We start from the raw sequence: 13,364 nt of genomic DNA, 5'->3' as shown, positions 1-13,364 counted from the left end.
TAAGGATGACTCTTGTTTTAGATGCATATCGCTTAAACAAATCTCCAATGAATTTCAATTGAGCCTTAGTTTGCCTTTGGTAGAATGTCCGATACATTGGTATCGCCGAGCTCTTACATAACAGGTACCAAATCCTGTAAAATTGAAATATTCTTTCTTAATTCTGTGTTTCAACTACGCGAATCATATATGGCACTATGATTTTTTTAAAGTTTTGTGGATTCGCATCTCAATGCTTTTATCCATCATTATTTATTTAAAAAATATTTATCAAATGATTCTTCATCAATAATTTGCTTCCACAAATCAATACACAGATAGGCAAAAAACCTTAACAGTCACCTTATTTTCTGAATATGGAGAATAGCCCCCGCCATTTTTCGGAACGTTTTTGTATAGCCTCTTCTAAGCGTTTATTAAATTCATTTTGTGAACTCCATTCTTTTTTCTGTTCGTCCCGCATATTTTGTATTTCTTTTTGTAAGAGTTCACTTTTTTGTTTTTCTTGTTCCAGCAATGTTTCGTAATGGGTATTTTGCTGTTCAGTTAATTGTTCAATTTTAGAATTAGTTCTTTGCGCTGAATTTCCAATACTAGAACTTATAACATGATGATCTTGCTGGAGCCGGGAAACCTTTGTTTTAAGCTGTGACATATCGTTTGTCAGTTGGACATTCATTTCACGTGTGGCTGCGAGTTCATTGACTAAAAACATTAAGACCTCGTTTAATTGATTGGGGTCGTGGGGTAAATTCTCATATGTATCGGGTATCGCTATCTGTGTTTCATTGGTTCCTTCTAATCTTTCTTTTTGTTGATATACAAGGTCTTTAGCTGTATCGTCTAGGGGCTTGTCCGTATCGCGTAGCGCTATAAGCGCCCCGATGTCAGATTTAACAAAGATACGTCGATCTCCATCTTTCAAAAACTCATATCCATTCCGCTCTAAGATTTGACCATACTTTCGAACAGTGGGAGTTGCAATCCCCACTTCTTCTGCCACTTCCTTGGAAGAGAAAGCTCGTTCATTCAATTGTATATCACGTCGCATATCGGACCTCTTTTCTATAACTAGTTGTATCTGTAGTCTACCTGACCTTAAATTTTCTGTCTAGATAAGTATAGCCTATCCAGAAGTCGTTAGGGATAGCGATAAGATTTCCTTTTCCTTTCTTCTGTTTCCATATAGGATTAGATCATCTATTCGCTTACCTTCCTTCTCTTGCATAGCCTCTATCTACCCTTATCCATTGTGGATGTTACATCTGGTTGGGCCTGGCGCTTGGTCCCGTGCCTTTAGAAAACTGGCCAGCCTTATCCTCAAGATTCCCCCTTTTTTGTTGCCAGTTATACACTCGCACAAATTTCGTATAATCACTTAAGTTAGATTGAACCCTCTTATAATTGTCATTCTTGATAAGATTGTAACTTATAGGTGTATACTCTAGCTCTAATATAGTCTGCAGCCACTAATTTAGCCCGTAACGTTCGATGATTTCCATCACTAGATACATGATATTCTATCATCGCAGGCTTTCTTGAAAAACTTTGTGCATATTTTCTTTCGAAGTGCTCAATAAAGAGTAGAATTCCATCCTAAATTCATAGGCTCTTTTACATAACCAGCTCTGAGTCCTTTTCTACTAAAAGCGGCTGGCCGATTATTGAAACTAAGTCTATTAATCCACCTAAGTGTTTATTATTGTTTATTATCTAATATAGCTTTAACTTGTTCTATAAGAACTTCCCATTGATTTGTTTTTTGTTTACTTATATTAGCATTCCGTATCATTCAAATTGATGAAAGACTCGTGAAAATGCTGAAACACAATAAGATTAAGCAAAAAGAAATAAAACTTCAGAGAAATCGTTCCTTTCTGGTTTGGGCCGTTGTGGAGACTCCTCTTACACCAGTTTGGACCGATTCTATTATTTTTTTACACTAAAAAAAGCTCGACCCAAATGGCACATTATATGCCTTTTGGGTCAGCTCCTTTTCTCATTATTTCATCAGCTTTGCTACTGGCTTCGAAAGAAGCAATAAAACAATACCTAAACCAATTGTTACAAAACCAATTACACTGAAGATTTCCAGGTAACCTAAAGACTGCGTATATGCAGCTAATTGGCCGGCTACCATATTAGCTACCGCGGAACTTGCCAGCCATACTCCCATTAGAAGAGAGGCAAGCTTGATTGGAGCAATTTTACTTACCATTGATAAACCAACTGGTGAAATCATTAATTCAGCTAATGTATGAAGGAAATACGTTACAATCATGAACAGGATGTTTACTTTCAGCGCAGTATCGTTTCCTGTATACATAACAGCAGGAAGCAGTACTAAGAAACCTAAACCAACAGTGACTAAACCAAGAGCCATCTTCGTTGGAGTTTTTAAGTCACCGCGTTTTGAGCTGCCAAGCTTGTACCATAAAGCAGACATAATTGGCGCTAAAATCACGATGAATAACGGGTTCAATGATTGGAACCAGGCAGTTGGAACCTCAAAACCAAATACATTCCGATCAATTTGGTCATTAGCATACAATGTCAATGAACTTCCAGCCTGCTCGAAAGCGGCCCAGAACGCAATAACGAAGACTGCCAAAATAACGATAGCCGCTGTACGTTTTTGTTCTCTTTTCGTTAACGGTGCAGCTGATTTTTGACCAGCTTTAACTTCCGGTTTGCCAGTAGGTTCTTTACCGATATCACCTAAATAGCGATTGCCTAAGAAGTTGAAAACTAACTGCCCTACAATCATGCCAATTGCTGCTGTCAAGAACCCATATTTATAGCTCATAAGGCCAACTACTAATGGTGCGAAGAAAGCCCCAACGTTAATACCCATATAGAAGATGGTGAAAGCTCCATCACGACGCGGATCGTTGTCTTCATAAAGATCACCAACAATTGTCGAGATGTTTGGCTTGAAGAAACCATTACCGATAATCAATAAACCAAGACCAATGTAAAGCGCTGTCAAACTCTGACTTGAGAATAGCGAAAAGTTACCAAGCGCCATTAAAATACCGCCAATCGTGATCGCCAATCTTCTGCCTATGAAACGGTCAGTCAAGTATCCGCCAATCATCGGCGTAATATAAACGGCACCAGTAAAGAATCCGTATATGCCCATAGCCGTAGATTTGTCGACTCCAAGCCCGCCATTTACAACAGTTGCTGTTAAATAAAGAACAAGAATTGCTCTCATTCCGTAATAGCTGAAGCGCTCCCATGCCTCAGTAGCGAACAGCATATACAGTCCTGGAGGATGCTTTTTCCTGGACTGATTTGGCTGCTGAACATCTTCTTTTAATAGTGCTTGCATAATAAAGTCCTCCTCAATATGGTTAACCACCAATCGTTACATTCAAAAAATAATTGCATCGTCTTTATTTTAATAGACAATTGATTGGTACGATGATGGCCACGCATGCCATCCAACTCACCATCAGTAAGCGTTTACATTTTTAATCTTTGCTCTGGTGCAAAAAGAATATGATAGCAAAATCTAAATGAGCATTAACTTATAAAGACATTCAATGAAGGCATTTAAATCTTAAAGAATATTTAGTGTTGTAAAATAATTTTATATTATCAGAAAATATAAAAACACAGAAAAAAAAGAAAAAAAGTCCTGCTGCATTAGCGGTCTGTGCAGCAAAGGAGACCCCCATTATAATAAAAAACTGCCTTGTATTAAGGCAGTTTCTTAGTCAACAATCCATTGATATAAATTTTTCGGTCTTCCTATTTTTTGATAACTAACAATAATCTCCACTTTTCCTTCATCAAGTAAATGCATAATATAGCGATAGACGGTCGGATAAGCCAAACCAACTTCTTTAGAAATTGTATCAACAGAAAAAGGTTCACGATTAGAATGTAGAAAATCACTAACGTGACAAAGTGTTCTCTTACTAATTCCCTTTGTTACAAATACATCCTTTACTTCACTGGGTATTTGCTGCGGAGCTGATTGAGTTAATTTTGCAAGGCGAGCATGCAGTTGAATTCTTGAAATCAAATCAGGCGCTTTTACAGGCTTTAATGCAAAATCTGTTGCGCCTGCTTCAAGAAAGCGATCAGCAATTTCCTGTCGTTCATCTACTGTTAATACAAGAATCGGAACATCAGCATTAAGTTTACGAAGCTCACCCACTGTTTTTATTCCGTCCATTTCCGGCATATGATAATCAACTAAAACAACATCTGCTCCTTTTTCTGCAAACACATTTAACCCTTCTTTTCCGTTGTTAGCCGTATCTACATTCCAGCCGGCAAATTCACAAATTTCACTTAGCATATATTGAATTGATGCATCATCATCAATGACTAAAATGTTCATCTTGACACACTCCTCTCAGCTAGTTTAATCCAAATTATTGTCCCGTGCCCAAGCTTGCTGTCAATTTCTAAAGATGCACCATGTCCTTCAGCAACTTGTCGTACGAAAGCTAATCCCATTCCTGGATGCGATTTTGTACTAAACCCAGCTTTCCATATTTTCAACTGCTCTTTAGGTGAAATCCCTTTCCCATTATCTGATACGCCCAACCAAAGTTCATTTTCATAGGTTTTTACCTTAAGCAAAATCTTGCAATCTTCTATTCCATTCACTGCATCGTAAGCATTGTCAATTAAATTCACTAATGCCCTTGTCATTCGGATTTTATTAATTAAAATTTTAATTTCAGGATCTGTTTGAAAGTCTACCTTCAGATTAAGATTTGTCCCGCTCAGTCTGCTTGCTTCGACGTATTCAACTAAATCTTTTATACGGCACCAATGTTTTTTATCATCATATAAAATCTCAGAAATCATGTCGCTAACGGAATGAATCGATGATGAAATCCTTTGACAATATTCTTTAATCTTAGAATCGTCCACTTTCAAACTAATTAAAGAATTTAGCCCCTCAATTGCTGTGAGAGGTGTTTTTAAATCATGGACCAGATATAGTGCTTCTCGTCCTGATCTTGACTGCATTGCTTCTAACTGCGCATAATGAAGCTCTTGCTTTATCCGCCACTTTTGTTCAGCTAAAGAAAAATACACAGCTAAAATAACAGCATTAATAACAAAAATTAAACACAAAGTTAAACTGTACAATGTTAAAGATTGCTCAAATCCAATTTGAACCGCTATATCTTTTAATTCCTTTGAAATCGATCCTTGGCCAAATCCATATTTAGATAAAGAAGGAATCTCATTCAGCCATTCAATCCCAAAGATTAATTGAGAACAAATAATCGTTTTAATAATCGGCTTTAGCCTATCCTTTTCAAAGGCTTGCAATAATAAGATGGCTAACAACAATAACAACGCATATGCGCTAAATGAGTATGTTAAAGAATAATAAGCATTTATCACGATATAATCGAGAGGAATAACAATAAGAGGAATGACGATTTTTAACCATGGACGATTTAAACGAGCACCGATTTCGTCTCCCAACAGCAGTGCACCAATATAATGAAACAAAGCTAAAACTGTATTTAAAGAAATTAACAAAAAAACGGCAAGCATTAGCTTATTTCCTGTTTCTTCACCTTCTCTTAATGAAATAAGCAAATCAGTAAGACCAATTTCGTCAGGACCCAACCACGACAGTAAGAATACCCCGAATAAAATCACTCCAATTTTCATCCATATTGTCCAAGACTTCATAAGACTAGCTATCATAATCATTTCACCTTTAATAGATTAATTGCTTATAGAATAGAATGATAACCATTCTTTCATTTCGTATTTATTTAAAATTATGTATACCCTTGCATAATCTCATTATACGCAATTCATCATAATTATGAAAATTATAAAAAAATGGGTACGTGGATGAACCACCCTCTATGGAGAAAAAGCTACACTATAGACAAAAAATTTATTATTATAACGTCAAATCCTTCTAGAATTATTTAACTACACTGCATTTTTTTCCATAGAAAAAACACCTCCACATTGATTGGTTGATATTCAATACCTACTTTTCAACGAATGGTGTTTTTACTTTTCTCATTTTTAGGTCAGTGCAACTATAGAAAAAGGGGTTTTCTCGCTTTTGCATATTTAGTTAGTTTAGTTTGCCGAAATAATATTATATCCTGATGCTTGTTGAGATTATCATATTTTATTGTTCCAAGAGGTAATTACATAAATCAACTTGAAAATATTGATTTCTCAAGGATCTAATTAGATAAATAGGGTTCACATCAATATTTACATGTAACAATGACTTTTCAAAGGTATCCATGGACACTGAAGGATTATCTCCTAATAATGATGCAATGACTCCTTCATATTTACCCTTTTGGTAAGTACCTTCCTTTTTATTTTCTAAAGCATGAAGTATATCAAAAATTACCTTTGAATCCTTTTCACTCAGATCATTATTCAAAATGAAATGAAAAAAAGTATATTGTTCAGGATTTTTATCCAAAGCAATTGTAAGTAATAACTTTTGATGATATTTCATCTTTTTAAATTCATCTATTAACTCATCCATTAAATTCAACTCCTACTATTATAATACCCAAAGTGCAATTGCCCAAGCAATAGCTCTAGCAGCACTTTGTGCAAAGCCTAATTCATGTATCATGAAATCAACTAATCTTGCTTCAATTTTATTAGACATTCTGTCTAATGCATCACCAATTTCAAAAGCATGTTTTTTCAAAAGCTTACCATTGGCAGGTGATAAACTACCAACAATTTTGCTCATTGCTGTACCACCATACTTTAGTGCATACACTACAACTGTCTTTTTAAATCCCCTTTTTCTGGACTCAATTTCTAATTATTGAATAATTTCAGATGACATTTGAGTACCATCATAAGGATTGACGGGGTTGGCCTGTTGCATTAACACACTTGTTGGAGTCGATTGGTTAGCAATGACACTTTCTATTTCTTCTAGGCTGATTTGGGTTTGCTCGGTTACTATTATAGAACCAATTTCAGTATTTGTTTGAATTATTGATTCATTTAGTTCAGAAGCAGAAGCTTTTGAAAATGGAGCAAAAGCTGAAAATAGAAAAGCACTTACAACAGCTGGGACTATAATTCTCTTAACACCAATTTCTCTAACTCTAATAATTTTCATTTTGGTCAAACGCCTTTTAACAATGGGGTTAGGGAAAGTGTTTCCGCACTTCTAACTTTATACTAATATATTTAGTAAATCCTCTCGTTCCAAAAATGAAACGATATAATTTACATTTCATAATTCCCTTATTTTTCAGCGATACTTCCCTAGTAGAAATCGTGTATTCCCTATACCGGTTCAAGAATCGGTGATCATCTCTCTTAAAATGGGCAACTTAACATCAAAAACAAAGGGTTCTTTACGTACGATTAAGATTGATGAAATGCTGTTAACATGTCATAGAAGCACCGAATAGTTGATACCCAGCTTAAACGGCTTCCGAAAAAAGCAGGAATGGAAAAGATTATTACTCAACATTTATTTAGGCATACCTACACTTCACTATTGATTGAAGCTGTAGTAGGAATTAATAAAGTCCAACAACGATTAGGACATACAGAATTCAAATATAAAGAAAAGGCCTCCCACAGTTTACTGTGGGAGGCCTTCAACTTTAAAGATATTCACATGTTAGGAGATCATTCATTCTGAATCCTCGTTAATCCCCGATATTAAGGGATTTAAGAGATGATTACATCATGCCGCCCATTATCCCCTATACTGTAACATCTTTCACCATAGTTTACGAAATAGCGGTGTATCAACGTTTTTAGGAATTTATGTTGTAACATCCTTAACGTAAAATAACGGCTTTTTATGGGATTATGTTACCCCTATGTTACTCAAATACCCCTCATATAATGGTTCATCTTGCACTTTCATCCCTTACTATTTCTATAGTTTTCCATGCATGACACATGGCTTTAAGACCGTATTTTTTTACGTTCTTTTATTTAGTCAATAAAACAGAAAGAAAAACGATTAAAAACATTTCCTAGAATCGCCCTATTTAAAGGGCTCTTCTAGGTATTTAAGAAAATTGAGTTTTTACGATCCTATATGTTTCGCGGTCAAATTGTGATCAAAAATTTGGTGCTAACGCTAACTCATACCGTCCCATGCAAGGTTTCTTTCCCAAAGTGTAGACTTGGGAATGTCAGGGACGCTGTTTTCCCAAATATCAAGTGGTTTCCTACCCCGGTAGCTATATGGTGGTATGTAATGGTTGCTTTCCAATAACGAAAGTTTTCCTATTTGAAAAACAATATTGAACAAACTGGAGTCTTTATGTATTTGATGACGTATCCCTTGGTGGAGTGGATTAACTATTGATGGTGGCTGATCACAATTGATTACTACTAGCCCTTGTGGTGATTTACTTTTTAAAATCTTAACTAATAAAAAAAGCATGGTGTGTCCTTTCTGATGATTTGGAGTGGACAGCAATGCGTTTTATTTTAGGAGATTGGTCTTTTTTGCTGCAATTTTCTGCTTAACCTATATTTATTAAGTGCATATTTTCAAAAAATTTAAAAGGAAAAAATAAGTAAAACAAGATTTCTTTTCAATTGTATGACAACAAACACAAAAACAGTGAATTCTATAGACATACTTATGTATCATAACAGTTTTAACACTTTTTAAATTTACAAAAAACCCCATACACACACACAGGCTTTAGTGAATATATAATTAAATGTATTAAGATCGAGAAAAATTTACTAAAAAAGGAGAAATTTTAATGTATAGAAGCTTTTACAACCATCCAATTGGTTATTCAAATATATATCAAAATCCTTACAATTATCCTAACGGTTATCCAAATGTATATCAAAATCCTTACCACATTCCTAATCGAGATCCATATCCTTTGTATCAAAATCATTCTATTCAAGATTTTTACATTAGAGTAAAATTTGCAGATATCATCGGCCAATACTTTACGACTACAAAACCTTTCACTACCCGTGCAGGTTATACAATTCCAGCTAATACAAGAGTTTTTATTCATAATGTTGTCATTACCTCTACAGGTGAAGAGCTAGTTACAATCGTAGCTCCTGTAGTAAAAGACGGGACAACGGTAAATGAATCAATTAAAGATATACTAGGAAATCAACTTTAAAAAGTTATATTCCAAGGGATAAAATTTATTAGGAAGTGAATACCAATGGAAGACTATAATCTATATCCCAGACAAAGAACTGGAAAATTAATGGTATTTGTATTTGAAGGTAACAAAGCCAAACCAATTAGTGGTGCAACCGTAACGATAACCGGAAATAATCAAAATATAACATTACAAACAAATGCAGCTGGCCAAACAGAGTCAGTCGAATTGCCGGCACAAGAGCCTTACTCTGTATATACTGTCGATGTTATATCTAACGGATATGGTCATATAACGATAGATGGAGTGCAAGTTTTCCCAAATACTTCAGGTATACAAGAAATTCAAATGACTATCCAGAGAGGGCATTATAGTAGACAACAGTACACAATTCCTCCACATGCTTTAACTAATCCAGAACCAGAAAAACAGCCTATAGATCCACTAGCTATTCCTGATCCAAAACTAGATCCACAACAAACTTCTCCTAGTCGTCCAGATAACGGTCCTATAGGCCTTTTAATACCTGAATACGTTATTGTACACTGTGGAGCGCCCAAAGATCACTCTGCACCTAACTATAGAGTAAAATTTACAGATTATATTACAAAAGTAGCTTGTGCTGAAATTTTTTCCTCTTGGCATCCTGAAGCTTTAAAGGCAAATATTCTTTGTATTATCTCTTATACCTTGAACAAAATATTTACCCAATTCTATGAAGGTTTTGATCTTACATGTCTCAGTCAATTCGATCATACTTTTAATCCTCGACAAACAAACTTTAAAGAAGTAATCGAAGTCGTTGATACTATATTTAATCAATATATTAAACATCCTGATCCTAATAAAATGCAACCATTTTTAGCCGAATATCATCGTGATGTAAAACCTTGCAGGTTGGCTCAATATAAAAGTCAAGAACTCGCAAAACAAGGATATAAACATCAGGATATTCTTAAATATTTCTATGAAAAACAAAGCTGTTATAGTTCAATAAAAACAGCAAATACAGCTGGTGTCATTTTCCAAGGTCGTCCTGTCTCCCCTCTAGATCAAACGTTAAAAGAAGGGTCATCCGGTAAAGATGTACGTGAAATTCAAGTCTATCTAAATGAAATTAATAAACAATATACTCAAATACCTGAATTACAAGCAGATGGTCAATTTGGACCCGCAACGACAAATGCAGTTAAAGTGTTTCAAAGAATATTTATTATACCGGAATCTGGGGTTGTAGACATCCGAACTTGGTATAAAATGGCTAATCTTTATTATTCTATATTAGAATATAAAAAAATAAATGGATCCTAACCATAATGTAATCACTAATATAAAACAGTGCTTATTTTAAACCTTAAAGGAGCTAGAGTGTCTAATGTATTACATCAACCCTATTTATTATAGACATTATCATTTTAATCCCTATTATTACAGTCATTATCATCATTATATTCCTTACTATAATAGGGCAATCCCTCACAGACTTGTTGACCCTGATAAAATTATAAATTTAGTAGGTTTTTATGTTGATATAGAATTAGATAACGGTCAAAAAATTTGTAATGCTAAACTTGATTATGTTTCTCCCGAACCGGATGAAACACAGGCCATTTATGGAGATGTCACTTACACGATATACAGTGGTGGCCAACCTTACACATCTTATACGAATACAAGAAATATAATTCGAATTAAACAATCTGGAATTCCAGGAGCCGTTTGCTCCTAACCACCATGAGTAATCAAAGATCTGGGTTCTATATTGAAATCCTTTTTTACTATAATGTTGGTAAAAGAAGGCTTCGGCCTTTTTTTTGTATCTGAATATATGAATTTTTTGCCTATTCATAGACAAACACACTGGAAATATATAAATAAAAGTTAAATATTATCCTAAGATATACATTTAATGTAAGGAAGGTGAAAATAAATGAATTACCATCAGTTAAATATTAGACAATCTACTGGAAAACTATTGGTATTTGTATTTGAGGGAGATAAAGTCAAGCCCATTATTGGAGCTACCGTAACCATAACGGGACACAATCAAAATATAATTCTTCAAACAAATGAATCAGGCCAAACAAGTACAGTAGATTTACCAGCTGTGGAGCCATACTTTGAGTATTCCGTCTCAGTTTCAGCAGATGGGTACCATTTAATAAATTTTGATAGTGTTCAAATTATCCCAAATGCTACGGCTATACAAGAAATTCAAATGACTCCTAATATCCTGAGTGATCAATATCGCCCTACTGAAGAATACAAAATCCCTCAACATAAATTAACTCAGCCGGAAGCTATAAAACCTGTTATCGATCCACTAGCTATTCCTGATCCGCAACCACATTTACAACCTCGTCCTGTTGAGAGTCCTCCTATAGGACTGTTAATACCTGAATTTATTATCGTACACTGTGGGGCACCCAAAGAAACGGCACCTAGATATAAAGTAAGATTTACAGATTATCTTACAAAAGTAGCTTGTGGCGAATCTTTTGCCAATTGGCATCCAGAAGCCTTAAAAGCTAATATTCTTTGTATGATTTCTTATACCTTAAATAAAATATTCACCCAAGCATACACAGGGTTTGATGTTACCTGTTTAAGACAATTCGACCTAAAATACAATCATGTTCAAACAACTTATAAAGAAATTATAGAAATAGTAGATACGATATTTTATCAATATATTAAACATCCAGATCCTGAGAAGAGGCAACCCTTATTAGCAGAATTTCTTGCTCATTATACAAGAAAAAAACCTTGTAAACTTGGCCAATTTAAAAGTCAAGAACTTGCTAATCAAGGATATAAACATCTAGATATTCTAAACTATTTTTTTGATTTATGTTACGGGCCTATAGAAATAACATCAGCTGCAGGTGTGGTTTTCCAAGGTCGTCCCACTCCTCCTCCAGAAAGAATGTTAAAAGAAGGAACGTCAGGTTCTGATGTACGTAAAATTCAAGTTATGTTAAACGAGATTTCTAAATATTATAGTAAAATTCCTGGAATTGAGGAGAATGGTAAATTCGAAAATACAACAACAAAAGCCGTTAAAACCTTTCAAGATATATTTTTCATACCTCAAGACGGGAATGTAAATTTTCAAACTTGGTATAAAATATCTATTCTTTACTATTCTATATTAGATTATAGATAATCCATTTTATCTTCTCCGTGCTTTAATAAAGTTTTTTTAAATTTGAGTCCACTGAAAAACATATGATTTTTAGTGGACTCGAATTAGTTATAGCAGAGGGTAACATGGTAGGAAAAAGCAAAAGAATTATAGGGAGGTTTTCAATTTTAATGTACTACTCTAGGAGTGAATTTTGCTTATACATTTCTTGAATTTTTAACCAAATTAACAAACCAGTTCTTTTCTATTCCAGTTCCCGGACAAGATTTAGGTGGTCTTCCATTGAACAAGCACTCTCGATGAAAGACAATTTCTGCACCTTTTTCATGAAAATATCTCGTAACGGTAATCGCACTTTTTAGCTGTTCGCCCTTCAACTGATTTGAAGAACCGATATCGAAATTTCCTACCATCTCAAACATAAATGGGTGTTTACGATTGTTTCCGTTATAACCCCCTCTTGCAGATACTGGAGGGCTATTAATGTCACGTCCTGTCATCATTTTACCATCCGGAAAAATGGTAATATGTTGAGCAATATCACCCCATCCTAAATCGTTCTTATGATAATATTTCATTCCATCTTGTAATTTACGATGATTACGGTTTTTATTTTCAAAGTCCTCATGAGTGGGACTGAGAGTATGATGAACATGTACATTGGTGATTTTTGATGTGATTCTTATATTTTTAAGCCACTTAATAAACTCATCTGAATTATTAAACAACTTTCCATATTCCCAATTTGGCATAGATATCTCAATTCTCCTTTCTAACTATAGGCTAAAGCTCTTTTTAACCCTTAACTAATCCCCTAATTATTTCTGGGATAGATTCAGTTAAACCCCTTCGTAGTTTCATTAAAACACATTTCGCATTAACGGTAACTAATTAGCATGTTCATAAAGTAACCTCAGCTTCTGAATATCTCGAATATAATTTGTATCTTCTATTACGTACAACCAATGTACACAGCATTAGAAGAACTCCCCTAATGTATTAGGACGAGTATCACTTGTACCAAATATACCGGTTAGAACAGTATTGAAGTCAATAAAACGCTATTGGCACTACGAGCATTGACTTTATTACCGGAATGATGAATGTATATGATAGCT

General features: G+C 34.6%; 13 protein-coding genes. 5 read left to right on the top strand and 8 right to left on the bottom strand.

Annotated features, from left to right (window positions below):
• Positions 1-343: 343 nt before the first annotated feature.
• From QUF94_RS27275 to QUF94_RS27245, 7 genes are all read right to left on the bottom strand, one after another.
• On the bottom strand, positions 344-1,051 hold the full coding sequence (locus tag QUF94_RS27275; protein ID WP_289318789.1) for an SH3 domain-containing protein: 708 nt from the start codon (positions 1,049-1,051) through the stop codon (positions 344-346).
• A 951-nt stretch (positions 1,052-2,002) separates the two neighbouring features.
• Positions 2,003-3,334 carry a peptide MFS transporter gene (locus QUF94_RS27270; RefSeq protein WP_289318788.1) on the bottom strand — a complete coding sequence of 444 codons (1,332 nt, stop codon included), beginning with the start codon at positions 3,332-3,334 and terminating at the stop codon, positions 2,003-2,005.
• A gap of 384 nt (positions 3,335-3,718) precedes the next feature.
• The gene (locus QUF94_RS27265) at positions 3,719-4,354 is read right to left on the bottom strand and encodes a response regulator (protein ID WP_289318787.1); all 636 of its coding nucleotides are present in this window, start codon (positions 4,352-4,354) and stop codon (positions 3,719-3,721) included.
• Entirely contained in the window at positions 4,351-5,691 is a 1,341-nt protein-coding gene (locus QUF94_RS27260; protein WP_289318786.1) for a HAMP domain-containing sensor histidine kinase, read from the bottom strand. Before QUF94_RS27260 ends, QUF94_RS27265 begins: the two co-directional genes overlap by 4 nt.
• Before the next feature lie 445 nt (positions 5,692-6,136).
• Positions 6,137-6,511, bottom strand: coding sequence for a DUF1878 family protein (locus QUF94_RS27255; protein ID WP_289318785.1), 375 nt, complete (start codon positions 6,509-6,511; stop codon positions 6,137-6,139).
• A gap of 18 nt (positions 6,512-6,529) precedes the next feature.
• Positions 6,530-6,727: a hypothetical protein gene (locus QUF94_RS27250; protein ID WP_289318784.1), complete on the bottom strand. Its 198-nt coding sequence runs from the start codon at positions 6,725-6,727 to the stop codon at positions 6,530-6,532.
• A gap of 75 nt (positions 6,728-6,802) precedes the next feature.
• Positions 6,803-7,108 (bottom strand): hypothetical protein, encoded by a 306-nt coding sequence (locus QUF94_RS27245; protein WP_289318783.1) that lies wholly within the window; start codon positions 7,106-7,108, stop codon positions 6,803-6,805.
• Between the two features lie 294 nt (positions 7,109-7,402).
• Between QUF94_RS27245 and QUF94_RS28980 the strand changes: the two genes are divergently transcribed.
• The 5 genes from QUF94_RS28980 (at position 7,403) to QUF94_RS27225 (ending at position 12,267) form a co-directional block, all read left to right on the top strand.
• Positions 7,403-7,642, top strand: a complete 240-nt coding sequence (locus tag QUF94_RS28980) for a tyrosine-type recombinase/integrase (RefSeq protein WP_353957821.1) — start codon at positions 7,403-7,405, stop codon at positions 7,640-7,642.
• Positions 7,643-8,732: 1,090 nt separating this feature from the next.
• Positions 8,733-9,116 carry an NADH:ubiquinone oxidoreductase gene (locus QUF94_RS27240; protein ID WP_289318782.1) on the top strand — a complete coding sequence of 128 codons (384 nt, stop codon included), beginning with the start codon at positions 8,733-8,735 and terminating at the stop codon, positions 9,114-9,116.
• 45 nt (positions 9,117-9,161) lie between these two features.
• Positions 9,162-10,412, top strand: a complete 1,251-nt coding sequence (locus QUF94_RS27235; RefSeq protein ID WP_289318781.1) for a peptidoglycan-binding protein — start codon at positions 9,162-9,164, stop codon at positions 10,410-10,412.
• 64 nt (positions 10,413-10,476) lie between these two features.
• Entirely contained in the window at positions 10,477-10,830 is a 354-nt protein-coding gene (locus QUF94_RS27230; protein WP_289318780.1) for a hypothetical protein, read from the top strand.
• Between the two features lie 201 nt (positions 10,831-11,031).
• Positions 11,032-12,267 (top strand): peptidoglycan-binding protein, encoded by a 1,236-nt coding sequence (locus QUF94_RS27225; RefSeq protein WP_289318779.1) that lies wholly within the window; start codon positions 11,032-11,034, stop codon positions 12,265-12,267.
• Positions 12,268-12,443: 176 nt separating this feature from the next.
• On the opposite strand, the gene QUF94_RS27220 is transcribed toward QUF94_RS27225, so the two are convergent.
• Positions 12,444-12,998 (bottom strand): peptidoglycan recognition protein family protein, encoded by a 555-nt coding sequence (locus tag QUF94_RS27220; protein WP_289318778.1) that lies wholly within the window; start codon positions 12,996-12,998, stop codon positions 12,444-12,446.
• Positions 12,999-13,364 lie beyond the last annotated feature (366 nt).

This window comes from Peribacillus sp. NJ4, from assembly GCF_030348345.1.
GTDB lineage: Bacteria > Bacillota > Bacilli > Bacillales > DSM-1321 > Peribacillus.
This window is presented reverse-complemented; position numbering and strand designations above follow the sequence as displayed.